The organism is Meiothermus sp., from assembly GCF_037443965.1.
GTDB lineage: Bacteria > Deinococcota > Deinococci > Deinococcales > Thermaceae > Meiothermus.
Window position 1 is genome coordinate 1 of record NZ_JBBINI010000019.1, and the last position, 21,897, is coordinate 21,897.

29 protein-coding genes and 1 tRNA gene are annotated in these 21,897 nt (G+C 61.1%); 2 read left to right on the top strand and 28 right to left on the bottom strand.

Annotated elements, in window-relative coordinates; translation table 11 throughout:
• Window positions 1-137 precede the first annotated feature (137 nt).
• From WKI89_RS10900 to rpsB, 28 genes are all read right to left on the bottom strand, one after another.
• Complete coding sequence (locus WKI89_RS10900; RefSeq protein ID WP_337869565.1) at window positions 138-929, bottom strand: ABC transporter permease; 792 nt, start codon at window positions 927-929, stop codon at window positions 138-140.
• 64 nt (window positions 930-993) lie between these two features.
• Entirely contained in the window at window positions 994-1,962 is a 969-nt protein-coding gene (locus WKI89_RS10905) for an ABC transporter permease (protein ID WP_337869566.1), read from the bottom strand.
• Window positions 1,963-2,165: 203 nt separating this feature from the next.
• Entirely contained in the window at window positions 2,166-3,701 is a 1,536-nt protein-coding gene (locus tag WKI89_RS10910; RefSeq protein WP_337869568.1) for an ABC transporter substrate-binding protein, read from the bottom strand.
• Window positions 3,702-3,710: 9 nt separating this feature from the next.
• Entirely contained in the window at window positions 3,711-4,073 is a 363-nt protein-coding gene (locus WKI89_RS10915; RefSeq protein ID WP_337869570.1) for a DsrE family protein, read from the bottom strand.
• A gap of 154 nt (window positions 4,074-4,227) precedes the next feature.
• Window positions 4,228-4,509, bottom strand: coding sequence for a helix-turn-helix transcriptional regulator (locus tag WKI89_RS10920; RefSeq protein ID WP_337869572.1), 282 nt, complete (start codon window positions 4,507-4,509; stop codon window positions 4,228-4,230).
• Window positions 4,510-4,618: 109 nt separating this feature from the next.
• A complete protein-coding gene (locus WKI89_RS10925) occupies window positions 4,619-4,978 on the bottom strand; it encodes a hypothetical protein (RefSeq protein WP_337869573.1) in 360 nt (119 codons plus the stop codon).
• Window positions 4,975-5,490 (bottom strand): hydrogenase maturation protease, encoded by a 516-nt coding sequence (locus tag WKI89_RS10930; protein ID WP_337869574.1) that lies wholly within the window; start codon window positions 5,488-5,490, stop codon window positions 4,975-4,977. The genes WKI89_RS10925 and WKI89_RS10930 overlap by 4 nt, the downstream gene beginning before the upstream one ends.
• A complete protein-coding gene (locus tag WKI89_RS10935) occupies window positions 5,469-6,356 on the bottom strand; it encodes a NifU family protein (protein ID WP_337869577.1) in 888 nt (295 codons plus the stop codon). The genes WKI89_RS10930 and WKI89_RS10935 overlap by 22 nt, the downstream gene beginning before the upstream one ends.
• Before the next feature lie 7 nt (window positions 6,357-6,363).
• Window positions 6,364-6,723 carry a hypothetical protein gene (locus WKI89_RS10940; protein ID WP_337869579.1) on the bottom strand — a complete coding sequence of 120 codons (360 nt, stop codon included), beginning with the start codon at window positions 6,721-6,723 and terminating at the stop codon, window positions 6,364-6,366.
• A 37-nt stretch (window positions 6,724-6,760) separates the two neighbouring features.
• Window positions 6,761-7,345 (bottom strand): hypothetical protein, encoded by a 585-nt coding sequence (locus WKI89_RS10945; RefSeq protein ID WP_337869581.1) that lies wholly within the window; start codon window positions 7,343-7,345, stop codon window positions 6,761-6,763.
• Window positions 7,335-7,904, bottom strand: a complete 570-nt coding sequence (locus tag WKI89_RS10950) for a hypothetical protein (RefSeq protein ID WP_337869582.1) — start codon at window positions 7,902-7,904, stop codon at window positions 7,335-7,337. The genes WKI89_RS10945 and WKI89_RS10950 overlap by 11 nt, the downstream gene beginning before the upstream one ends.
• Before the next feature lie 22 nt (window positions 7,905-7,926).
• Entirely contained in the window at window positions 7,927-9,798 is a 1,872-nt protein-coding gene (locus WKI89_RS10955; protein WP_337869584.1) for a nickel-dependent hydrogenase large subunit, read from the bottom strand.
• An 11-nt stretch (window positions 9,799-9,809) separates the two neighbouring features.
• The gene (locus WKI89_RS10960) at window positions 9,810-10,088 is read right to left on the bottom strand and encodes a hypothetical protein (RefSeq protein WP_337869586.1); all 279 of its coding nucleotides are present in this window, start codon (window positions 10,086-10,088) and stop codon (window positions 9,810-9,812) included.
• A complete protein-coding gene (locus WKI89_RS10965; RefSeq protein WP_337869587.1) occupies window positions 10,085-10,375 on the bottom strand; it encodes a hypothetical protein in 291 nt (96 codons plus the stop codon). The genes WKI89_RS10960 and WKI89_RS10965 overlap by 4 nt, the downstream gene beginning before the upstream one ends.
• Entirely contained in the window at window positions 10,375-10,698 is a 324-nt protein-coding gene (locus WKI89_RS10970; protein ID WP_337869590.1) for a hypothetical protein, read from the bottom strand. Before WKI89_RS10970 ends, WKI89_RS10965 begins: the two co-directional genes overlap by 1 nt.
• Window positions 10,695-10,994, bottom strand: coding sequence for a hypothetical protein (locus WKI89_RS10975; RefSeq protein ID WP_337869592.1), 300 nt, complete (start codon window positions 10,992-10,994; stop codon window positions 10,695-10,697). The genes WKI89_RS10970 and WKI89_RS10975 overlap by 4 nt, the downstream gene beginning before the upstream one ends.
• A complete protein-coding gene (locus WKI89_RS10980) occupies window positions 10,991-11,257 on the bottom strand; it encodes a hypothetical protein (protein ID WP_337869594.1) in 267 nt (88 codons plus the stop codon). The genes WKI89_RS10975 and WKI89_RS10980 overlap by 4 nt, the downstream gene beginning before the upstream one ends.
• On the bottom strand, window positions 11,257-12,462 hold the full coding sequence (locus WKI89_RS10985; protein ID WP_337869596.1) for a hypothetical protein: 1,206 nt from the start codon (window positions 12,460-12,462) through the stop codon (window positions 11,257-11,259). The genes WKI89_RS10980 and WKI89_RS10985 overlap by 1 nt, the downstream gene beginning before the upstream one ends.
• 10 nt (window positions 12,463-12,472) lie before the next feature.
• Window positions 12,473-13,237, bottom strand: coding sequence for an AAA family ATPase (locus tag WKI89_RS10990; RefSeq protein ID WP_337869597.1), 765 nt, complete (start codon window positions 13,235-13,237; stop codon window positions 12,473-12,475).
• Between the two features lie 127 nt (window positions 13,238-13,364).
• Entirely contained in the window at window positions 13,365-13,583 is a 219-nt protein-coding gene (locus tag WKI89_RS10995) for a hypothetical protein (protein ID WP_337869598.1), read from the bottom strand.
• 47 nt (window positions 13,584-13,630) lie between these two features.
• Entirely contained in the window at window positions 13,631-14,263 is a 633-nt protein-coding gene (locus WKI89_RS11000) for a glycosyltransferase family 2 protein (RefSeq protein WP_337869600.1), read from the bottom strand.
• Window positions 14,264-14,292: 29 nt separating this feature from the next.
• Window positions 14,293-15,306, bottom strand: a complete 1,014-nt coding sequence (locus WKI89_RS11005; RefSeq protein ID WP_337869602.1) for a M50 family metallopeptidase — start codon at window positions 15,304-15,306, stop codon at window positions 14,293-14,295.
• Window positions 15,307-15,325: 19 nt separating this feature from the next.
• On the bottom strand, window positions 15,326-16,453 hold the full coding sequence (dxr, locus tag WKI89_RS11010) for a 1-deoxy-D-xylulose-5-phosphate reductoisomerase (RefSeq protein WP_337869603.1): 1,128 nt from the start codon (window positions 16,451-16,453) through the stop codon (window positions 15,326-15,328).
• A 57-nt stretch (window positions 16,454-16,510) separates the two neighbouring features.
• Window positions 16,511-17,374, bottom strand: coding sequence for a phosphatidate cytidylyltransferase (locus tag WKI89_RS11015; protein ID WP_337869604.1), 864 nt, complete (start codon window positions 17,372-17,374; stop codon window positions 16,511-16,513).
• A gap of 83 nt (window positions 17,375-17,457) precedes the next feature.
• The gene (frr, locus tag WKI89_RS11020) at window positions 17,458-18,018 is read right to left on the bottom strand and encodes a ribosome recycling factor (protein WP_337869688.1); all 561 of its coding nucleotides are present in this window, start codon (window positions 18,016-18,018) and stop codon (window positions 17,458-17,460) included.
• A 97-nt stretch (window positions 18,019-18,115) separates the two neighbouring features.
• The gene (gene pyrH, locus WKI89_RS11025) at window positions 18,116-18,820 is read right to left on the bottom strand and encodes a UMP kinase (protein ID WP_337869606.1); all 705 of its coding nucleotides are present in this window, start codon (window positions 18,818-18,820) and stop codon (window positions 18,116-18,118) included.
• Between the two features lie 130 nt (window positions 18,821-18,950).
• Complete coding sequence (gene tsf, locus WKI89_RS11030) at window positions 18,951-19,541, bottom strand: translation elongation factor Ts (RefSeq protein WP_337869608.1); 591 nt, start codon at window positions 19,539-19,541, stop codon at window positions 18,951-18,953.
• A gap of 65 nt (window positions 19,542-19,606) precedes the next feature.
• Window positions 19,607-20,341, bottom strand: coding sequence for a 30S ribosomal protein S2 (gene rpsB, locus WKI89_RS11035; protein WP_337869610.1), 735 nt, complete (start codon window positions 20,339-20,341; stop codon window positions 19,607-19,609).
• 199 nt (window positions 20,342-20,540) lie between these two features.
• Here rpsB and WKI89_RS11040 point away from each other — a divergent pair.
• Both WKI89_RS11040 and WKI89_RS11045 read left to right on the top strand, forming a co-directional pair.
• A tRNA-Ala gene (locus WKI89_RS11040) sits at window positions 20,541-20,615 on the top strand.
• 84 nt (window positions 20,616-20,699) lie between these two features.
• Window positions 20,700-21,794, top strand: coding sequence for an FAD-binding oxidoreductase (locus WKI89_RS11045; RefSeq protein WP_337869612.1), 1,095 nt, complete (start codon window positions 20,700-20,702; stop codon window positions 21,792-21,794).
• The last annotated feature ends 103 nt before the right edge of the window (window positions 21,795-21,897 follow it).

Sequence of the window (21,897 nt, forward strand, 5' to 3'; positions counted from 1 at the left end):
CACCCAGACGTAGGTAGCCACCAGGAGGGTTTCTGCGTCAAGATAGTACAGGGGGTGCTCTCTGTGGGTTTCCATAGCACCCCCTCTTTTTTACATCCCCTGGGGTAGGTCAAGTAGCACACGAAGGAATGTCTTTTTCAAGAAGTTTTGCCCTGTAGACGCAGTTTGGGATTGCCCAGCCGCTGCAAATGGTCGGAGAGTAAACTCAGCGCGAACAAGGTCAGGGACAGCGCTGCACCCGGAGCTGCTACCAGCCACCAAGCCTGCCTTAGGTAAGGCTGGGCATCCTGCAACATGCCACCCCAACTAGGCCGACTCACATCGCCTAACCCCAGGAAGGAGAGGCTGGCCTCGAGCAAAATGGCCCCCTCGAGCCGGAAGGGCAGCAGCGCCAGTAGCGCGGGCCAGGCCAGCGGGAGCATATGCTTAAGTGCGACCCTGGCCTCGCTCATCCCCAAGGCCCGTGCCCCCACCACGAACTCCTCCTCGCGGATCGAGACCATCCGGCTGCGGAGCACCCTGGCCAACCCCGTCCACCCGGTCAGCCCAATCACCAGCGCCACCTGCCAGATCCCGGCCCCAATCAAGGTAATCACCAGCAGGGCCAGCAGCAGCCCTGGAACGGTGTCCACCAGCTCTGCCAGCCGCATAAGCAACTCGTCTACCCAGCCGCCCAGCGTACCTGCAAGCAGCCCGAACAGCCCGCCGAGCAACAGCGCAATCAGGGTTGCCAGCCCACCCACCAACAGCGAAGTTCTGGCCCCATGCACCAACCGACTCCACACATCCCGCCCCAGTTGATCGGTGCCCAGCAGGTACTCTCCACCGGGCGCGGCCAAAGCTGGCCCACCGGTGCGCCAAGGGTCCTGCTGCGCTAGCAGCCCAGGAAGCAGGCCAGCGATTAAGAGAGCCCCGAGAACGATCAGCACAAAAACCATCTCGCCCCCTAGAAGGTTTCCAGCCCTCTGCCCTTGGCTCTCTGCTCTCTGCCCCCTACCCATACCGCACCCTCGGATCGAGCCCTGCCACCACCACATCGGCAATCAGGTTGGCCAGAATTACTCCGACCGCACCTATCAGAATCACCCCGATCACCAGCGGGTAGTCCCGCGCTAGCGTAGACTCCACTGCCAACCGCCCCAGCCCAGGCCAGGCAAACACCGTTTCGGTAATCACTGCCCCGCCCACCCAGTGGCCGCTCGAGAGCGCCAGCAGCGTCACCGGCGCAGGCAGGGCGTTGCGGAGGACGTGCTTGTTCTGCACCACGCGCTCGTTCAAGCCCTTGGCCCTGGCGGTGGTCACGAAGTCCTGGCCCATCACCTCTAAAGCTTGAGCGCGGGTGATCCGGGCAATCGTCGCCAGTGGCTGAAGTCCCAGCGTCAAAGCAGGCAAAATGAGGTGCGTCAACAAGTCCCACAGGCGCGGCAGTCCCTCGGGTGTTCCGCGCACCGAGTACATCCCGTTGGTGGGGAGCAATCCGAGGTACAGCGCGAACAGCAAAATCATCAGTTGCCCCAGCAGAAAGGGCGGCAGCCCGGTGCCCAGCAAAATGCTAAGGAAGGCGCTGCGCTCGAGCCTGGGGTTGGTCAAACTCAGTTTGGCAAGCCACAGCCCCAGCGGTATGCCCAGCCCGGCGGCAATCAGCACTGAAGTCCCCGCCAGAGTCAGGGTGGCGGGAATCCGCTCCAGAATTGCTTCCAGCACGGGCCGTCCCTGGGTGATGGACTGCCCCAGGTTGCCCTGAAGCAGCGAGGAAAGGTAGGCCCCAAAGCGCTCCCAGAGGGGTTGCTCGAGGCCGTAGCGCTCGCGCAGGGTCTGCACCAGGCCAGGATCGGAGCTGTCGGCCAGCAGATAGATCACCGGGTCGCCGGGAGCGATGCTAACCAGCAAAAAGTTCAGCGCCGCAATTCCCAGAAGCAGCGGAATAGCGATCAGGAGTCGGCGGGCGGCGTAGGTGAACATCTAAACTCAAGCAAGGGAGCTGTCTTGTAGCGCAAACCTCAAAGTGTCAGCACTAGAAGAGACCCTGTGTCCCGGAGCATCGTCGCATTGCCGAATATGAAGGGATGAGCCACCGCTCGTCCCTACGACCCCAAGGCACATTCATGTCAGCGACCCCGGCGTAGCTGAGGCCAACCATGAAAGATTGGCCCCGCAGAAAGCCCTTAGTTTCCGCCCACCGTCGCATTCTCGAAGGCATTGCTGCGCCATATTTGGATGTCCTGCACCGTGCTTCGGTAGCCCCGGTAACCCTCGGTCTCGACCAGCCAGAAATAGGGAAGATCGCGGGCTACAACCTGTTGCAATTGCCGATAAATGGCGATGCGGCGGTCGTTGTCCATGGTCTGGACAGCCCGATCCAGCAATGCATCTACCAGCGGGTTCACGTACAGCGAGCCGTTGCTAAATGCAATGGGGCCGATGTTCTTAGAGGTGAGCAGGCGCTTGACGCCGATGTCGGGATCGGGGCCACCGCACAGCGAGGCCACGCCCAGATCGAAGTCTTTCTTCACGTAGACCTTGTCCACGGCGGCGTTGAAGTCGAGAGGTTCCAATACCAGGTCAATCCCGGCTTGCCGCAACTGGTCTTTGAGCACGTCGCCCAGCGAGCCAAAATTGGTGGCTGCGAAGGTGAACTTAATCTGGAAGCGCACCCCGCCCGCCCGGCGCGGGAATCCGGCCTCGTCGAGGAGTTGATTGGCCCGGTTCAGGTCGAAAGGGTAGTTGGGGATGTTGGGGTCGAAGAAGGGCAGGGTCGAGGCAATCGGCCCCCTGGCCACCCGGCCCTGGCCGAAGTTGACCCGCTCGAGGATGAATTCGCGGTTAATCGCGTGGTAGAAGGCTTGGCGCACCCTGGGATTCTTAAGATACTGGTTGCGCAGGTTGGGAACCAGTGTGTTTATGCAATACGAGCCGCCCGCGCCAGCCGGATTGCGTTCCAGACGTACCGTCTGTACCTGCCGCAGCCGAGCTACGTCTGCACCGCCCACGCCCCAGAGGTAGTCTATCTCGCTGCGCTCGAGGGCCGCCGCCGCTGCTGAGCTATTGGGAATAAACCGATAGACTACCCGGTCGAGGCGGGGGAAGCCCTGCCGCCAGTAGTTCTCGTTCTTGAGCAGAATTACCTGCTGCCCGCGCTGCCACTCGCCAAACTTGAACGGCCCCGTCCCGATTGGGCGCTGGTTGACGGGGTTGTTCAGAGGGTCGCTACCCTGGTAGATGTGGCGCGGGATGATGGGAGCCTCGATATTGTCTAGGCGGCGCAGCAGAGGAGCATAGGGATTAGCAAAGCGGAAGATCACCGTGCTGGCATTGGGGGTTTCGATGCGGGTGAGGGTGCCCTCTAGACCAGCCCTGGTGCGTGCGTGGAACTTGAGCAACACCTCTTCGAAGGTGAACTTTACGTCCGCCGAGGTAAAGGGCTGTCCGTCGTGCCAGCGCACCCCTTGGCGCAGGAAAAACACGTAGGTCTTGCCGTTGTCGCGCACCTCCCAGCGCTCGGCCAGTTCGGGCACAGGATTGGCGTTGGCATCCAGCCCCACCAAGCCGTTGTAAATCGAGCCCGCCACGGTGTTGACGTTGCCCGCCGTGGTAATGGCCGGGTTGAGGTGGGGCGGCTCGTTGTTGGTGGCGGCCACCAAGGTTTTTTGCGCCAAACCCAAACTTAGTAGAACCAGCCCTGCTGCAAAAATTCGCCTCATTCTGCCTCCTCAGCCGATGTAGATCAGCTCCGCCTGCCCTTCAGAAACCTCGCGCAACACCTTTGCGAGGGGTTTGAAGAAAATCTTGGGATGAACCACTTGATCCAGCCCCAACCCCAGCCGCTCCGCCGAGACCGGGCACAGGCTTACCAGGATCTCGGGCACATCCAACACAGCCTGCATGTGCTGCTTAAGCTTGGGGTATTCGATGGTCGGGTATACATCATCCCGCAACAGCAAGACTGCCTCACCGGTCAGTCGCACTTCGGCGGGCAGACCCTCTTGGGAAGCGGTATGGGCGAAGCGAAAGGCTCTGGCGGCGTACTGGGGCTGCTCGAGGCCCACACTGACGAAGAAGATCAACTTTCGCAAGGTGGGTTCTCGAGGTGCTCCCTCGACTCGTTCGGCGGTGGGCCTGGGTCTCATTTCTGGAACCTTTTTGATTGTATATAAGCTAACTTATAAAGCCATGAAAATAAAGCCCCCCTGCCGACATCGCGTTGTATAGCTGAGAGGTTCTATACCTTCAGTTGCAGCTACACCCCTGACAAGTACAGCCCCCGCCAAAAGCCAGCCGCTCGGCCCGCATCAATCGGCGGATCAGCTCGAGTTCCTCTTGGTGGGCATAGGGCAATACTTCCGGGATCAGCGCGATTAGAGCAGCCAAATGCTTAAAGCTGGGGTACTCCACCCCGCTCTCCCAGAACGAGACCGTGGCCTGGGTAATGTCCAGTTTGAGCGCTAAGGCTTCCTGGCTCCAGCCGTGTTCTTTGCGCGAACGTTGTAGGGCGCGGGCGAAAGGGGTCATGGGGTTCCTTATGGGATAAAAGGCGAGGAAAGAGAAAAGTGGAAAGAAAAAAGAAACGGGAAGACTCAGGGCTTTCTGCTTCTTGCTTTCTCCCCTCTACCTACACGACTTACGACCGATTCTTGGCCCGGTCGAGCCAGACCTGGGCCTGCTTCTTCGCGCCCTCGGCACAGTCGCAACCATCTCCACAGCCGCAGCCCCCCGCGTCGTCGGATTCCTCGGGCTCGTCAGCGTTGAGGAAGCGAATCATCACGCTGACCACCAGGGCTTCGGCCTGCTCGAGGGCGGCCCTGGCCTCGAGGCTCAGATTCGGCTGCATCTCCCGCGCATCGCGCAGGAAGTTGGTCGCCAGCATCAAGCGGCCCGCTCCCAAGCCCATCTCGGTCTCGAAGTATTCGACCAGCGGTGCAATGGTTTTGATCTTCTCTTCTGCCGTGGCCCCCACGCCCTGCTCGAGTACAGAAATCATCTCCCCACCTCCTCAGCTTTCAGCAGGTTTTTCAGTAACTTTATCAGCTTTGTCTCGGCAATGGGCAGCGCGTTCTCGACCTCCGGCGACATCCCAAGCCCTAAGTCAATCACGGCGGGCACGCAGCCGACGATGTAGGCCTTGGGCGGGAGTTTATCCAGCGCCTTGGCCATCGCCATGGCCCGGCCCGGCTCGGCATAGTGCAGGTCGGCCAGCATGTCGCGCTCGACTCGAGGCGGCAGGGTGCGGGGGTCGGTCACGCTGGCCTGCAAAACACGGACTTGACCGGGCGTTTGGCCCTCCAGCGCGTCCAAAATCACCACTGCCCGGTAGCCGCTGAATAGCTCCTGCACGAAGTGCATCCCACCGATGCCCGCGTCCAACAGCTTGACCTCGGGGGGTAGTTCTGGATTATCACGCAACCGCTCCAGGAGCCGCACCCCAAAGGCATCGTCGCGGTGCAAAAGGTTGCCGAAGCCCGCCACCAGAATCATCTCGAGAACAGCTCCCACGCCTGCAAGTCGGTCGCCAGCAGCACCCGGTTGCCCTGCACGCTCACCGGGTAAATCCGCAACGACGCGCCTTCAACGCCGTCTACCCGCCGCCCGTTGCGGGCATCGTAGGCGCAGTTCTGCCAGGTACATACCAGCACGTTGCCAGAAAGCTTGGCATCGTTCAGAGGCATTCGGCAGCCGGGGCAGGTGCAGTCGAAGGCGTTGACCTCCCCCCCCAGTCGCACCAGGATTACCTCTTTTTCACCGGCAAAAACCGGGGTGACGTGGGTCTCGGAGAGGCTCGAGAACTCCGCAACTTGCGTAAATACGGGGGCTTGTACGGTAGTCGGAGCAGGCGCACCCATACCCGCCATCGGCAACTCGATCAGGCCAGGGATAGGTTCATCGGGTTCGGGCTCGTGGACGACCAGGCCCTTGAAACCGGGTAACCCACTGCGCAGGGCGACCTCAATGCCATTCTTGAGCGTCGCCGCCGAAGCCGCGCAGGTCTTGCAGGAGCCTTGCAGCCGCACGTGAACCACGCCGTCTTCGACTGCCAGCACCTCCACCTCGCCGCCGTGCGACTGCATGTAGGGGCGCACCAGCTCGAGGGCTTGTTCCGCCAGCGAGGCCTGGTCGTGGGGGTTCTGGTTGTAGAGGGTGAAGAGCAGGTTTACGGCCGGGTCTTGCAGCACTTCCTCGAGCAGCCCAGCCCGCGCCAGTCGCTCGCCCAGCCGCTCCACCCCCGCCCGGTGGATGTAGTCGGTAATTTGCAGCACTGCGAAGACCTCCTCGCGCACCTGCGGGAAGGGCAGGGCCTCGAGGTTCTGTATCCGCGCATTCAGCTCGGCCACCAGTTCGTCCAGCGAGACTTCTACCGACATCCTGCGCTCACATCCATTCCGGCTTGCGGTTGTGGTGTTGGCAGTTCTCGGGGCCGTTGATCATGCAGTCCTCGCAGTCGGGGCCGCAAGCTCCGTGGGCGGAGCGGGTCAGATCGGCGAAGGCATCGTTGAAGCGCCGCCCGCCTTCCTTGTGGCCCAACTCGGTGAGCTGCACGGTGGCCTCGCCCGCGCCCAACAGGAGGCCCTCGAGCTGCATCATCTCGAAGACTTTCCCGATCAGCTCGGGGCTCGAGCCCACCAGCACCGAGACCTGCTGGGCGGTGGCGGTCTCGCCCAGGTTCTCGCCCTTGAGCCAGTACAGCACCTGCAAAATTTCGTCGCGCAGCCGGAGTTCCTCGAGCGTCATGAGCACACCTCCGCTCGCCGATCAGAACTTCTCAACATCATGGGCGCACCTCCACCTTGCGCGGGGTGAAGGGGCGTTGCAGCCCGAACTCAGCGTGTTGTTCCACCAGTTCGGGCGGTAACTCGCCCATCACAAAGGCCCGCGCTATTGCCTCTACTTTAGGGTACAAGGCCTGTACTTCGGGTGTGAGACCCTCCGGGCCATTGGGTTCGACGGGTTCGATCTCGAGCACCCAGGTCTCGGCGGGCAAGGCATTGAACTGTTTGGCGATCACCAGCAGCAATTCGATGGCAATCACCCCCGAGCCTGCCTCGTTCATGTACTCCTGGAAAACATCCACCGTTTTGGGTAGTTCGGGGTCGGCGCGGTAGAGCCGCAGCGTCCCCGGCTCGCGGCCCCTGGCCTCCGAGGCCACAAACAGCGCCCGTGTGTACTGGTCGTCCTGAAGCTGGTACATCATTGGTATTGCCCCGAAGCTGTAGTCGGCCACGGTGACGTGGGGGGGCCACTCGAGTCGCCCCAACCGGTCGCAGAACTCCGGCCCCGCCGAGCGGTCGCGCCAGAAGCGGTGCCCCACTCCAGCGATGAGAGTTTTGGGCTCGAGATTGGTTTTATCTGACATCACCAACCTCAATAAGAGTGTACTTCAGAGCGCCGATGACTGGTCTCCACATCACAGTGTATGTACCATTAATAGTCACTTCTGAGTCCTTTGCCCCAGTCAGCTTTTGAATTCGGCCGTGCAGTGGTTTAGCAGCGCGAAAAAAGCCGTAAATACCCTCGAGCGAGCCTTGATAGAACAAGGGGTCTTCGGCAAAAATCAATAGCGCAGTCCGTTGAAATCCAGTTCTTTGTAGCTCTTCGATAAACGCCACATCTTTGCAAAAACTGAACATCTGCTCAGGATATTGTCCGTTTCGTGGGTACTTCAACTCGATAGCTAACTTAAGCTCATTCCCGTCTTTAGAAAAAACGGATATGTCAATCTCTTTTTTTGTGAAGGCTGATCTGCTGTGGGTAAAGAAGTAGACGTTGCGCTCGAATTGAACTCTGTAACCTTGCAATTTATTACGAAGAAACAGACCCATTTCAAGCTGTAAACTAAATTCGTTGTATACCTCAATCTCTCCAGTAGTTACAGCATTGATAAATGGGCTTATGGAGTAGTGAAAGGTCTCCATAAGCCTCCTAGCTTCAAAATCGCTAAACCCCACACCCACACGTATTTACTTCCCTCGTAATCACCAAATCGTGCTTGTCCACCATGATGTGGGTGGTGCAGGGCATGCAGGGGTCGAAGCTGCGGATGGCCCGGAGGATGTCTATGCCGGTGTAGTTGTCGGGCTTGTCGAACTCCTCCAAGATCGGGGTTTTCATCACCGATTCCTCGTAGGGGCTGGGGTGGCCCCAGGGATCCCTGGGGGCCGCATTCACCGTAGAGGGGGTGCAAATCTGGTAGTTGGTGATGGCCCCGTTGTCGGCCACGATGTGGTGGGTCAGGAAGCCCCGGCCTGCGCCCCAGAAGCCCGCGCCGATGTGCGTGCCTCTGCGGGGAATCTCGAAGGGCGTAGCTACATCGGTGTCGCCCCGCTTAAGGCATTCCATCGCCATCAGCCAGTTGTCCATCGCGGCCATCGCGCTAAAGGGGATGCAGTAAGCACGGGCCAGGTTGCGCTCGAAGGCGTTCCAGACCTGCGGGATGTGCCACTCGAGCACCTGCTCGGGCCGCTTGCCCTCGGGAACCAGAATCTTCAGGCTATGCCCGGTGGGGTCTATGAAGCGACGGTAGGGCAGCTTGTTGGCGGCGGCGGCGTTCCAGACGCGGGCATAGGCTCCGGCCTCGCAGCTCTGTCTGTCCCAGCGCGGGGTGGTGCTCCAGGAGTAGCGGTCTTTCCAGTTCTGGGGGCCGGGGCGGGGCTTGGTCTCGCGGTTCCAGGGGTGGTTGGGGGAGAGCGGCGCGCCCAGGGGGTCGTGGGGGAAGCGGTTCCCGGCGGCGTCGTGGTAATACGAGCGCTCGATAAACTCCTCGAGGCCAATATTCAGGTTTTGCAGGCTGGTGGTCACCTGCTGGCCACCGATGATCACCCCCGGCACCGACCAGCGGCGGTCTCCCCAGGTCTCGATGTTTTTGTAGCTGGCATCGTAGGTCTCGGGGTCGTCCCATACACCTGTATCCATCAGGTTGGCGGGGCGGGTGCCGCACTGCTTGTATTTGGGGTCGGCCTCGTAGAAGAACTGGGTGATGTCCTCCCAGATCGCCACCACCTTTTTGGAGTAGTCGAAGAACGGTTGAAGGCGCTGGTAGACCTCGTTCATCATCTGGAGGCTGACCGTGGCGCTGATGCCGCCGGGCACCACCGTTTCGGGGTGGGGGTACTTGCCGCCGATCACCACGTAGGCTTCTCTCGCCACGCGGGTCATGTGCAGGGCCTCGAGGTAGAGGCTGCCGGTGAGCGGGTTCATGTCGGTGAGCAGTTCGGCCATAGTGCCGTAGCCGTGCTGCTCGGTCCTGGGCGCGAGGGTCTTGCGGGCTTTGTCCCACAGGCCGGGGTTGGTGGCCCGCACCAGCGCTTCGGAGTAGTCAGGCCCGGCCAGCAGGAAGAGGTGCAGCGGATGGTCGTAGAGGTACTCGAGGCCCAGCAGCAGGTTCCGCAGCAAGATGCCCAACTTGGGCGGACGGATGTCGAAGGCCATCTCGAGGGCCTCGGCGCTCACCGTGGCGTGGACGCCGCCGCAAACGCCGCAGGCCCTCGAGGAGATAAAGATTGCGTCGCGGGGGTCGCGCCCCTTGAGGATCACCTCGTAGCCCCGGAAGATGGTCGCCATGCTGTTGGCGGAAAGCACCGTACGGTTTTCCAAGTCCACCACGCTGTGGAAGGCCAGCGCCCCGGCCACGCGGGTCACCGGGTCGTAGTCCACCGACTTGATAAAGCCGTTGCGGGCCAGCAGTTCCTTGAGCTTGTCCTCGTTGGCCCCCAGGTCGGCGACCTGGTAGCCGTAGGGGTCGCGCACGTCGTCTTTGAGTCGGGCCTTACCCGAAGCATCGAATTCGATGGGGAGATATTGAAAGCACATGTGACTTCCTCCTACTTGCGCACCAGACCGCCAATGACCTCGAGAATCTTCCCCAGCCCCGCGTCCACCCGAATCAGCGATCCTGCCAGGCCCTGCAACTCTCCGAAGATCGAGGCCAGCTTGGGCTCGAGGGGCTGGGCTTGCTGGGCGACTTTTTCCAGGTCGTCGGCTACGCCCTCGAGGTGCAGCCGTGCACGGCGTAGCGCAATCCCCGTGCTGATTATCGCGACGGCCAGCACCAGCACCACCGCCGCAACCCAAATGATAGTCAGGATGGCGTGAAGGCTCATGGCTTACCCCCTGCGCGGCGGGCCAGCAGGGCGGTCAGGGCTTCGGCCCCGGCGGCCACATCTTTGCCGATGGTGTTCGCGCCCTGCAACCCGGCCTCGGTGGTATCGAGGGCGGGGATGTTCTCCAAGTGCTGCACAATTTTCTGCGTAGACTGCCGGGTGACCCTGGCATAATGCTCAATCTTCCAGGCTGCCCGCCAAATTCGTAGTAGAAGCCACAGCAGGAGCGGCACCGCTAAGTAGGCGATTACCAGCCCAATCCCCCAGACCAGATAAGCACCTTCCATCAAGCACCTCTCTGCTTCTCGACGGCCTTGATGGTGCCGCCCACCGAGGTCTTGAGGGCTTCCAATCCGCCCGCCAGCTTGCCCAAGCCCTCGTTGAGCTTGGTGGCCTCGGGGCCGAGGGCCGAGAGTTCTTTTTCGATGGCGCTCACGCCCAGCGCAATCCGAGCCAGGTAGCTGGGGTAGGCGCTGCGCCGCCCGATGGTGGAAGGCTCGCGGGAGCCGATGGCCTCGAGGGTCTGGGCGATACGGGTCAGGAAGTAGACCAGAACGCCCGCGAACAATGCGAAGACCAAGAGGGTTAGTAGGGCTAAAAAGGTGTTCACAGTTTGCCCCCTACCACGCACCGCGGGCAGCCGGGGCAGGTCTCGGCGTGTTTGCGGACGCGCTCGAGGTCGCCGTGCAGTCCCGGCACCCCAGCCAGGATTTTCCCAACGTAGTGGTTGGTGCGGATCAGGTCGGGCACGTGTACGGTATTGTTGGCCACCCGCTTGCCGCCGTCCCAAATCGCGCTTGCACCTTTCTCGATGGTTTGGGCTTCTTTGAGGATGGCGTTGAGCAAATAAGCCACCACACCCACCACTACTAGCCCAATCGCCAAGAGAACCAGCCAGGTAGTCATGCGTTTCTCCTTGGGGGGTCAACCGCGTCGGCGGCTTGGTGGGCTTTGTCGGCAATCGAGGCCACCACGCCGTAACCGGTATCTAAAAGCTGGTTGAGTTCGGGGATTTTCCAGAGAATTTTGGTGTTGTTCTCCACCGCGCCTGCCGCGTTTAGGGCGCGGACGGCGGCGGTACGAATCCCGGTGGCCTCGGTCAGAATCCAGATCAGCAAGACCGCCACCACCGCCACGATCAGCATTGCCAGCACGAACCAGATCATCATCAGACCTTTCGGCTACCGGGCTTTTGCGAGCCCCAGTATTGGACTTTCTCGTAGAAGAAGCTGTAAATCTTGTCCACCGGGCTCTGCGGCGCGACCTCACCCCAGCCCGAGGGTACGCCGGTCTTCTTCCAGCGCTCGGTCATGTTGGCTTGGCGCTGTGAGAGGCGGCGCAGGGTGGAAACGAAGGTGCCCGTACCGCGCGAGATCGTGCCGGAGAACTTGGCTCCTGGCGGCTCGGTGTAAAAGGGAGCGAACTTGTCGGGGAAGCCCGGCATGGTGCAGCCGATGCAGATGCCCCCGGCCTTCATGCAGCCGCCGGTGTTGTTGATGGCCCCACGGGAGACGATGTTGCACTGCACCACTGGCCCCCAGCAGCCGACTTCCACCAGGCACTCGCGGTCGCCATACTCCTTGGCGAAGGTGCCTTCCTCGTAGTAGCCCGCCCTGGTACAGCCCCGGTGGACGGTCTCGCGGAACAGCCAGGCGGGCCGCCCCAACTCGTCGAACTCCGGCAGCGGCCCCATGCCTTGTAGGAACATCAAGACGGTGGCGATGGTCTCGGTGATGTTGTCACCCAGCGGCGAGCAGCCGGGGATGTTGATGACCGGCAGGCCCAGCACGCTGCGGTAGTCCTTGCCCAGGTAGTCCATCAGCCCCATCGAGTTGGTCAGGTTGCCCGCAGCGGCAGGAATCCCACCCCAAGTGGCACAAGTCCCCACCGCTATAGTGGCGGCTGCACCGGGGGCCAGCCGCCGAATCCACTCCATCGAGGGTACGGGCTGGGAATTCCACACATCGCCGTCGGGGGTCTCGGCCCCCAACCCCGACCAGTAGCCGCCCGTACTGTTGTTCAGCGTTTCATCGGGCGCGGAGCCTTCCATAATCACCACATAAGGCGCGTTGAGTTCGCCTTTCCAGGCTTTGTAGAAGGCATCCATAAAACCGTGCCCAACCGTCACCGCCAAAACGGGATGGTGCAGGATGATCTTGGGCAGACCCGGCAAGCGCCCAGTTAAGAGGTCTTCGACCGAGGGCTTGGTGGCCCCCGAGACCCCGATGGTGCAGCCGTCGCAGCTCATCCCAGCAATCCAAAAGGCATGAACTTCCTTGTAATTCTTGGACAGCCCAGTTAGCACGTCGGTGATGCCCGAGAGCGGGGTAAGTCCGTTGCCGCTCGAGCCGTTGGTGGTGGGTTCCTTGACCATGCTCCCCTCCCTAGGCCATCAGCCTATCCAGCATCCCCGAAACCGCCCGGATCGAAGGGGCCTGGGGATTGTAATCAAGAACGGGTTTGCCCTCGAGGTCGGCGGCGGTCACGGTGTCGTCGAAGGGCACTACCGCGATTACCGGGATGTCCAGGGTCTTGAAGTAGTTGAGCACCACTTCTTCCTCGGCAGGGGTGCGAACCTTGTTGGCAACGCCGTAGATTTCCTTGAGGCCCATCTCCCTGGCAAGCTTGACTAGCCGCCCTGCCGACTCCAAAGCACGGTAATACGGCTCGGTCACCACCAGCAGCTTGTCCACGTGGCGCACGGTGCCCCGGCGCATGTGTTCGAGCGAAGCCTCCATGTCCAAAATCACCGCCTGGTCTGCCTCCTCCACTGCCGCGCCCACGATCTCGCGCACCATCCCGTGGCGGCTGCACAGACAGCCCTTGCTGGGCTCGTCCACCTCGCCCAGGGCCAGCAGTTGCACCCCGTCCGGCCCGGCCACGGTGTGCTCGGTGAGGATTTGCTGGACGGGAAGCGCTAGCTTCGAGACCCGCTTGCCGTCAATCTCCTCGACCTTCATCAGGTTGGTGGGCAGCAGGGGCCACACCCCGTCGTGCTGCACTCCCATCGCCCGCCCGAGGTTGGGGTTGGGGTCGCCGTCTACTGCCAGCACGTGGCCCAGCCGCCGTCCCGCCAGCCGCGCCAATGTTCCCGAGATGGTGGTCTTGCCACTGCCGCCCTTACCAGAAACAGCGATTCGTTGCATCATGTGTCTCCATATCGCCCTTAGCCAGGCTTGATGCGATTATGGCTGCAAGGCCCGCCAAAGCTAGAAGCTATTGATTTGCATAATAATACCTTGAATAAGTAGGCAATTACAAGGGTATTTATCCATGTTATTGCCCATCCTCTTTGTCTTCATCCTCGTCGTCCCAATCGTCTTCTTCCGACTCGATATCGTCAATGTAGTAGTCCTCGATCTGTCTGGCCTCGGCCACCACCTGACCCTTGCTCACGAAGCGCAGGCCCTCCTCGTCAATCTCTAGGCTCAGATCCTCGAGGTCGGTGTCGTCGGGTACGTGCACCTGCATCATCACGGCCACTTCGATTCGCATAGCCACCCCCTGCGGTCTCAACGCTAGGGGTCTTTGGTCAGGGCAGTTCAAGCTCTGGTCTTTCGCCCAAAACGGTACTTTAGCAGCTCGGCGTACATCTTGAGGCGCATGCCCAGCCCCTTCCAGAAACCGCGTTTTTGCTCTTTCATGACCTGGCCGGCCCCGTGGAGTTCAACGTAGGCCCAGCGGGCCTGGGTGCGGGCTAGGTGGTCGGTGATGGCGGGCTCGGGCCAGCGCCGCTCGGTCAGGTTGGGCACGCTGCGGAGCCACTGGGTGGTGCAGGCCCGCTGCCCCGACAAAAAAGGGGTGGCGCGGTTGCCGAAGTCGGTCATCAGGCCCCCGGACTTGAAGACCCCAATGGCCATGTCCAGTTGGCCGCTTCGCACCGGCTCGAGCAGCTTCAGCAGGTGTTGAGCTTTTAGCCCCACCAGATCGGCGTCCAGCAGCAGCACATAGGGGGTTTGCACGTGGGCCAGACCGAAGGCCAGGGCCTCGCTTTTGCCGCGGTTCTCGGGCAAGCGCAGCACCCTGGCCCCGGCGGCTTCGGCGGCCTGGGCGGTTGCGTCCGTGGAACCGTCGTCCACCACCAGCACCGGAAAACCGGCCTCCTGCGCAGCGGCCACCACGGCCCCGATGTGGCCTGCCTCGTTGTAAGCCGGTATGAGCACCGTGGTGTCCATCAGGGATTATTCTATCGTGCGATGGCAATCTAGCCGCCGCTGAGGTTGCGGATATCGTTGATGGTGACCAGCACAATCAGGAGAATTAAAAAAATGAACCCTCCGTACGAGAGCCGGGCCTCGGTCTCGGGTTTGATGCGGCCCCCGCTCAAAGCGTTGGCGATGAGCACCAGGATGCGCCCGCCGTCTAGCCCTGGGATGGGCAGCAGGTTGAACACCGCCAGCGAGAGGTTGATGGCGGCCAGCAGCCCCACCAACGTAGCAAGGCCCTGCTGCGCGGCCTGCCCGGTGATGTTGACGATGCCCACCGGCCCCGCCACCCCTTGGGCCTGCTGGCCCGAGAGGATGCGGGCGATGCTGCCCACAAACTCCTGCACGAAGCGCGGTACCGCCACCACCGTTTCGCCGACGGCTCGAGCAAACCCCTGGATGAAGTTGATGCGGGTGTAGCCCTCCACCTCGGGCCGGTAGACGATGCCCAGCCGGGCCTGGGTGTTGTCCCAGTTGAATCGTATGGTCACCTCGGCACCATCGCGCAGCACCACGAACACTTTTTCGCCGGTGCTCTGGCGGAAACGGGTGACCTGGTCGTAGGCGGTGAGCTTCTCCCCGTTCAAACTGAGGATGCGGTCGCCCACCTTAAAACCGGCTTGCTCGGCCAGGCTGCCGGGCAGCACCTCGGTGACCTCGGCGCGGGTCTGGGGGATGCCCTGAATAGAGGAGAGTGCGGCCAGCACCCCCCAGGCCAAAAGCAGGTTCATGACCACGCCAGCCACTAGAATAAAGAACTTGCCCAGCCCCGAAAGCCGCGCGTAACCGTGGGTGTCGCCGGGCATCATGCCCTCTATTTCAGCGTAGCCGCCCAGCGGGATGGCATTGAGCCGCCAGGTGGTGCCCCAGCGCTCAAACTTGAGAAGGGTAGGGCCAAAACCCACTCCAAAGTTCTTGACCCCCACCCCCTGCACACGGGCGGCCAGGTAGTGGCCCAGCTCGTGTACGAAGATGCTGATGGAGATGATCAGTAAAAACCAGAGGATGCTCATGCTTTGCTCCGCAATTATGCTAGACCTTTATCTTCAGGTATTCCCGGGCCCACCGGCGGGCCTCGAGGTCAGCCTGGTGGATATTGTCCCAGGTTAGCGCGCCCCCTGGAGTCTGCTGCAACACTTTTTCCAACACCTTGGGGATCTCGAGGTAGCCGATCTGCCCCTTTAAAAAGGCCTCTACTGCGATTTCGTCTGCCGCGTTGAGCACCACCGGGGCCAGCCCGCTCATCCGACCGGCCTCGTAAGCCAGGGCCAGGGCCGGGAAGCGGGCGGTATCCGGCGGGTAAAACTCCAGCCGCTCGGGGATGGGGGCCTCGCGCAGGGGGGTGGGGGGCCTTTGGGGGTGGGTGAGGGCGTACTGGATGGCCAGCCGCATATCGGTGGGGCCGAGCTGGGCCTTGAGGTTGCCGTCCTGGAAGCGCACCATCGAATGCACATACGACTGGGGGTGAATCTGCACCTTGACCTTTTCGATGGGCACTTTGAACAACTGCACGGCTTCCAGCACCTCGAGGCCCTTGTTGAAAAGCGTGGAGGAGTCAATGGTCACCTTGGGCCCCATCTTCCAGCGGGGGTGCTGGAGGGCCATCTGGGGGGTGACGCTGGAAAGGTCGGCGGGCTCGCGTAAAAAAGGCCCGCCAGAAGCTGTGAGAATCAGCTCGGCCACGTCGTCCAATGGCTCGCCCAAAAGACTCTGGAACAAAGCCGAGTGCTCCGAGTCCACCGGGATAATTTCGGCTTTGCTGCGCTCAGCCTCCTGCCACAAGAGCGGCCCTGCGGCCACCATGCTCTCCTTGTTGGCCAGGGCCAGACGGCGGCCTTGTTGCACCGCCACCCGTACCCCCGGCAGACCGGCCAGGCCCGGTATGGCCCCCACCACCACCTCGGCCGGCCAGGCGGCCACCTCGAGGGCGTCGGCGGTGCGCAAACCGGGAAAGCGGGCTTTGAGCTCGGGTTGAATGGCCGGGTCGGCAGCCACCACCTCGGGCCGAAACTCGGCAATCTGCTGGGACAGCAGCTCCAGGTTTTTCCCAGCCACCAGCCCCACCACCCGGTAGCCCCGCCAGCGGCAGACATCCAGGGTCTGGGTGCCGATGGAGCCGGTAGAGCCCAGCACCACAATGCGTTTGGGGTTATCGTTCATCTTCTTGCCAGTGTACCGGTTTGGCGGGCGAGGTCTGTAACCCGAGGCGATTTGGCCTCAAATAAAAATGGTGAGGAGGTAGTAGGTGAGCGGAACCGTGAACAGGTGCGAGTCCAGCCGATCCAGGAGCCCCCCATGGCCGGGTAGGAAGTAGCCGGAGTCTTTGACCCCACAGTAGCGCTTGAGCATGGACTCGGTCAGGTCGCCGAGCTGGGCGGCAAACGAGAGCACCAGGTTGACCACAAACAGCTCTACCGGCCTGAACAGGGCAAAAGGGCTCTCGGGATAGGCCGAGCGCACGATGGTGGTAAAAAGAAAAAGCAGCAGTAAGCTGGTGGCGATCCCGCCAATCGAGCCCTCCACGGTTTTGCCGGGGCTGATGGTAGGGGCCAGTTTACGTTTTCCCAGGTAGCGCCCCACAAAATAGCCCCCGATGTCGTTGGCAAAACTGGTGATGAGCGGCAGGGCCAGAATCCATAACCCCACGTTGCCGTCGGGCGAGTGGCGCAGAAGCAGGAAGAATCCCAGCGTCCAGGGCAGGTACAGAAAAGCCATCAGACTGTAGGCGAACCGCTGGATGTTGGCACCCACGATCAGCTCCGAACTGAACGCGCCAATCAGCACCAAACCCAGGGCAATTTCCCGCCAGGGTACACCTGGGTAGGCGTTGTGGAGTTGGGGCAAGCTGAACAGGAGCATCACCAGCCCCCCCCCGATTAAAAAGGCCATGTTGAGCTCAATGCCCTTGTTGCGCAGCATGTAGCGCAGCTCGAGCGAGCCTAATACAAGAATAAAAACCAGCGCCAGAAAAAGAAAAATCCGCCCCTCCCAGATCACTGCGAAAAGCACCATCACCCCGATAAGCGACGAGGTTATACGGGTAGGTAATGAGGGGTCGGACTTGTGTTCCGGGTGCTGCACGGTTACAGCCTATCAGCAGAGGTTTGAGCACTTTTGAAAATGCCAAAGCAAGGCCTGGTATGGTCAAGGGGGTTCAAAGGCTCCTAGCCACCCAGGATTTCCTGCTCCTTCTTGTGCAGAATATCGTCAATCTTGTGAATGTATTCGTCGGTAATCTTCTGGATTTCAACCTCGGCGCGCTTGATGTCGTCCTCGGAGAGATGCTTTTCCTTTTCCAGTTTCTTGGCTTTGTCGAGGGCTTCGCGCCGGTGGTTGCGCACGGCAATTTTGGCTTCTTCGGCGTAGTGTTTGACCGATTTGACCAGGTCTTTGCGGCGCTCCTCGGTCAGAACTGGAATGTTGATGTACAAAGCGTCGCCCTTGTTGGTGGGGTTGAGGCCCAGGTCGGAGTCGCGGATGGCCTTCTCGATCTCTTTGAGCATGCTGGGATCCCAAGACTGCACCACCAGGGTGCGCGGATCGGGCGAGGATACCGTGCCTACCTGGTTGAGCGGCATGGCCGAGCCGTAATACTCGACTTTGATGTTGGCGAGAATGGCCGGATTGGCTCGCCCAGTGCGCATGGTGGCCAGATGGTGCTCGAGGGCTTCCAGCGATTTCTGCATGTGCTGCTTGGTTTCGGTGTAGAGGTCTTTGAGCATGATCGCCTCCTTAGTCCTCAGGTAGCTTACCCCTAAATTGCCCAAATCTTGCTAGGGCAACGGGCTTTAGTCGTTGGTAGATGACCATTGGTTTTTATACCTAGCTATGCACCAGGGTGCCCACCTGCTCGCCTTTGATAATCTTTTCCAGATTACCCTCCGTGAACATATCAAAAACCACGATGGGCATATTCTGCTCTTGACACAAGGCCATGGCGGTGGCATCCATTACCTGCAATCCCTCTACGAGGGCTTGGTGGTAGGTTAGCTCGTCGAACTTAATGGCAGCGGGATTCTTGCGGGGGTCATCACTGTAAACCCCGTCTACCTTGTTTTTGGCCATCAGCACAGCATCTACGTTCATTTCCAGGCCGCGCAGGGCGGCGGCGGTGTCGGTGGTGACATAGGGGTTGCCGGTGCCGCCCCCAAAAATTACCACCCGGCCCTTTTCCAGGTGTCGGATGGCCCGGCGGCGGATGTACGGCTCGGCCACCTGCTGGATGGTCAGGGAGGTTTGGACGCGGGTGGGTACTCCGATAAACTCGAGCGCATCCTGCAACGCTAGGGCGTTCATGATGGTGGCCAACATGCCGATGTAATCTGCGCTGGCCCGATCCATGCCTACCCCCTGCCTTGCTCCACGCCAGAAATTTCCGCCTCCCACCACAATTGCCACCTGCACACCCAGTTGATGGGCCTTGGCCACCTCCTGGGCCAGCGCTTTGGTGGCTTCGGGCTGGATCCCAAACCCATTTCCGCTCAGAAATTCACCCGAAAGTTTGAGCAAAACCCGCTTATATTTCATCTGGCCCCCCCTGCGACGATGTGTTGCCTTTGTGGTTGTATGCCGCCTTTATTACGGGCCCAAGCCGGCTCCTGCCCCAATAGATAAAGGGTCGAAAGCCTCTCGACTCTCGACCCTTGCCCTTCATAGCCTAGGCTCCTACTTCAAATCGGCTAAAACGCTTGACCTGAATGTTCTCGCCAATCTTGGCAACGGCGGCCTTGATGAGCTCGCCTACCTTGACTTTGTCGTCCTTGACGAAGGGCTGCTCTAAAAGCACCATCTCTTCGTAGAACTTTTTCATGCGGCCTTCGGCGGCCTTTTCGGCGATGTTTTGCGGCTTGCCCTCGTTGAGGAGCTGCTGGATGTAGATGGCCTTTTCTTTCTCGAGGTCTTCTTGCGAAACCTCTTCGATACTGACATAGCGGGGGTTGGCCATGGCGATGTGCATGGCGATATCCTTGGCCAGGCGCTGGAACTCTTCGTTGCGGGCTACAAAATCGGTCTCGGAGTTCAGCTCAACCAGCACCCCTACCCGCTGGTTGTGATGAATATACGAACCGATGATGCCTTCGCGGGCCTCGCGGTCGGCTTTCTTGGCGGCCTTGAGGGCCCCCCGCTCACGCAGCAGGGTGGTGGCTTTTTCCATGTCCCAGCCGGCATCTTCCAGGGCCTTCTTGACATCGGTCATGCCGGCGCCGGTTTGTTCGCGTAGTTTTTTGATTTGCTCGAGTTGCGTCATGGTGGGTCCTTGTCTTTGGGTTTGATTCGTTTATGCAGTCACTGTTTAGTGTCCTGCCGCCTGTTTTAGGCTTCGGCTACAGGACTGGCGGCTTCGGCGGCGGGAATTTCGCGCCCGCCTCCACGGGCCTCGACAATCAGGTCGGTCATGCGGCTGACCACCAACTGAATCGAGCGGATGGCGTCGTCGTTGCCGGGCACGATGTAGTCGCACACATCCGGGTCGGAGTCGGTATCGGCCAGGGCGATGACCGGAATGCCCAGCTTGCGGGCTTCCTTGACCGCAATGGCTTCTTTGGTGGGGTCTACCACAAAGATGGCGTCGGGCAGGCGGCGCAGCTTGCGGAAGCCTCCCAGGTTCTTTTGCAGACGCTCGAGCTCGTGCTGGAGCTGCACCTGCTCGGTCTTGACCCGCTCCTTGATCTCGTCGGAGGCGAAGAGGGCCTCGAGCTCCGAGAGGCGGTTGACCTGGGCCGTGATGGTGCGGAAGTTGGTCAGCATACCCCCCAGCCAGCGCTGGTTGACGTAGGGCATACCGGCCCGGTCGGCTTCCTGCTGGATGATTTCCTGGGCTTGCTTCTTGGTGCCCACGTACAGAATGGTAGCGCCCCGCATGGCCAAGTCTTGCACGTACTTGAAGGTGCGCTCGAGCTCAACCATGCTTTTTTGCAGGTCAATGATGAAAATCCCATTGCGCTCGGCGTAGATGTAGCGCTTCATCTTGGGGTTCCAGCGCTTGGTCTCGTGACCGAAGTGCACACCGGCCTCGAGCAGTTCTTTGATGCTTACGTTTGCAGCCATATTTTCTCCTAGCGGGACGGTTGGAGTGGGCGTTCATTTGTGCGTTTCTGGCCTTTTTCCGAGTACCGTTCCCTAACCTCGGAGGGCCCAGCGGCACACCCAAATGAGGAGTATAGCCGATACCCGCTCTTTACGGAAGTCCGCGGCGCTGCTATACTCCCTAATGCTTTCGTGGTGCGAGCCACGCAAAGTGCCGTACGGGGGCGTAGCTCAGCGGGAGAGCAGGTCCTTTGCAAGGACAAGGTCGGGGGTTCAAATCCCTTCGCCTCCACCAACTGTCACGGGCTGGACATTGAAAGTCCAGCTTTTTTTGTGTGTGGGCTCTCGGCGGGCAATTGGCTATGCTGATGGGGTGAACATGCCTGTTTGGGACGATGGAAACTGGCCGGGTTTGCCCAGCCTGGAAGGCGACCTCGAGGCCGAGATTTGCGTGGTGGGGCTGGGTGGCTCGGGGCTAGCGGCAATCCACGAGTTGTTGCGGCTAGGCCGAAGTGTGGCGGGCCTGGATGCGGCCCCGGTAGCGGGGGGCGCGGCGGGGCGCAACGGCGGGTTTTTGCTGGCCGGGTTGGCCAAGTTCTACCACCAGACTGTGGCCGAGCAGGGGCGCGATTTTGCCCGTCGCGTGTACCAAGCGACCCTCGAGCAGATCGCTCGAATGAAGGAAGAGACGCCCGAGGCCATCCGCCAGGTAGGCTCCCTGCGCATCGCGGCTTCTGCGGACGAACTGCAAGACTGCGAGGCCCATCTGCACGCCTTGCGGGCCGATGGCTTCCCGGCAGAGCCCTATAGCGGGCCAGAAGGGGAGGGTTTGCTGATTCCCAGCGATGCCGCCTTCAACCCTCTGCTGCGCTGCCGAACCCTGGCAGAACGAGCCCTACAAGCCGGTGCAAGGCTTTTTGAATACAGCCCGGCCCTACGAGTTTCCGGCCGGGAGGTGCAAACCCCTAGGGGGCGGGTGCACTGCCAGAAGGTACTGGTGGCGGTGGATGGCAAGCTCGAGCGTTTGTTCCCCGAACTGGAAGGCCAAATCCGCACCGCCCGCTTACAGATGCTTGCAACCGCGCCTGTGGAGGTACGGTTTACCCGACCGGTCTACCGGCGCTGGGGCTACGACTACTGGCAGCAGTTGCCCGACGGACGCCTAGCCCTGGGTGGTATGCGCGATGCGGGGGGCGAAGAGGAGTGGACAACCCAGGATGCGCCCAGTGAAAAGGTGCAGCAGCACCTCGAGCGTCTCCTTGCTCAACTGGGGATCCAGGCCCCTATCACCCACCGCTGGGCAGCCTCGGTGGCCTACACCCAGACCGGTTTGCCTATTGTCGAGGAGGTGCGCCCCGCAGTCTGGGCCATTGGGGGCTACAGTGGAACCGGAAACGTGGTTGGGGCACTGCTCGGGCGGGAAGCAGCCGCCATGCTAGCCGGGGTTCGGCCGTCCGGGACTTTGTTCTTATAGGAACTTTGGGCGCGGGTGGCGCATCAAGCGCCCCTCACTTGCTATGCCGGATAGGTTCCGGCTCCGGGGTGCGACAGGGGGTCTCTTTTGGTTCAGTTATCAG

What these genes read in the sequence shown, in the direction of transcription:
- WKI89_RS10905 (WP_337869566.1), bottom strand. Translation starts at nt 1,962, where the DNA reads ATGTTCACCTACGCCGCCCGCCGACTCCTGATCGCTATTCCGCTGCTT.
- WKI89_RS10910 (WP_337869568.1), bottom strand. Translation starts at nt 3,701, where the DNA reads ATGAGGCGAATTTTTGCAGCAGGGCTGGTTCTACTAAGTTTGGGTTTG.
- WKI89_RS10920 (WP_337869572.1), bottom strand. Translation starts at nt 4,509, where the DNA reads ATGACCCCTTTCGCCCGCGCCCTACAACGTTCGCGCAAAGAACACGGC.
- WKI89_RS10925 (WP_337869573.1), bottom strand. Translation starts at nt 4,978, where the DNA reads ATGATTTCTGTACTCGAGCAGGGCGTGGGGGCCACGGCAGAAGAGAAG.
- WKI89_RS10935 (WP_337869577.1), bottom strand. Translation starts at nt 6,356, where the DNA reads ATGTCGGTAGAAGTCTCGCTGGACGAACTGGTGGCCGAGCTGAATGCG.
- WKI89_RS10940 (WP_337869579.1), bottom strand. Translation starts at nt 6,723, where the DNA reads ATGACGCTCGAGGAACTCCGGCTGCGCGACGAAATTTTGCAGGTGCTG.
- WKI89_RS10945 (WP_337869581.1), bottom strand. Translation starts at nt 7,345, where the DNA reads ATGTCAGATAAAACCAATCTCGAGCCCAAAACTCTCATCGCTGGAGTG.
- WKI89_RS10950 (WP_337869582.1), bottom strand. Translation starts at nt 7,904, where the DNA reads ATGGAGACCTTTCACTACTCCATAAGCCCATTTATCAATGCTGTAACT.
- WKI89_RS10955 (WP_337869584.1), bottom strand. Translation starts at nt 9,798, where the DNA reads ATGTGCTTTCAATATCTCCCCATCGAATTCGATGCTTCGGGTAAGGCC.
- WKI89_RS10960 (WP_337869586.1), bottom strand. Translation starts at nt 10,088, where the DNA reads ATGAGCCTTCACGCCATCCTGACTATCATTTGGGTTGCGGCGGTGGTG.
- WKI89_RS10965 (WP_337869587.1), bottom strand. Translation starts at nt 10,375, where the DNA reads ATGGAAGGTGCTTATCTGGTCTGGGGGATTGGGCTGGTAATCGCCTAC.
- WKI89_RS10975 (WP_337869592.1), bottom strand. Translation starts at nt 10,994, where the DNA reads ATGACTACCTGGCTGGTTCTCTTGGCGATTGGGCTAGTAGTGGTGGGT.
- WKI89_RS10980 (WP_337869594.1), bottom strand. Translation starts at nt 11,257, where the DNA reads ATGATGATCTGGTTCGTGCTGGCAATGCTGATCGTGGCGGTGGTGGCG.
- WKI89_RS10985 (WP_337869596.1), bottom strand. Translation starts at nt 12,462, where the DNA reads ATGGTCAAGGAACCCACCACCAACGGCTCGAGCGGCAACGGACTTACC.
- WKI89_RS10990 (WP_337869597.1), bottom strand. Translation starts at nt 13,237, where the DNA reads ATGATGCAACGAATCGCTGTTTCTGGTAAGGGCGGCAGTGGCAAGACC.
- WKI89_RS10995 (WP_337869598.1), bottom strand. Translation starts at nt 13,583, where the DNA reads ATGCGAATCGAAGTGGCCGTGATGATGCAGGTGCACGTACCCGACGAC.
- WKI89_RS11000 (WP_337869600.1), bottom strand. Translation starts at nt 14,263, where the DNA reads ATGGACACCACGGTGCTCATACCGGCTTACAACGAGGCAGGCCACATC.
- WKI89_RS11005 (WP_337869602.1), bottom strand. Translation starts at nt 15,306, where the DNA reads ATGAGCATCCTCTGGTTTTTACTGATCATCTCCATCAGCATCTTCGTA.
- dxr (WP_337869603.1), bottom strand. Translation starts at nt 16,453, where the DNA reads ATGAACGATAACCCCAAACGCATTGTGGTGCTGGGCTCTACCGGCTCC.
- pyrH (WP_337869606.1), bottom strand. Translation starts at nt 18,820, where the DNA reads ATGAAATATAAGCGGGTTTTGCTCAAACTTTCGGGTGAATTTCTGAGC.
- tsf (WP_337869608.1), bottom strand. Translation starts at nt 19,541, where the DNA reads ATGACGCAACTCGAGCAAATCAAAAAACTACGCGAACAAACCGGCGCC.
- rpsB (WP_337869610.1), bottom strand. Translation starts at nt 20,341, where the DNA reads ATGGCTGCAAACGTAAGCATCAAAGAACTGCTCGAGGCCGGTGTGCAC.
- WKI89_RS11045 (WP_337869612.1), top strand. Translation starts at nt 20,700, where the DNA reads ATGCCTGTTTGGGACGATGGAAACTGGCCGGGTTTGCCCAGCCTGGAA.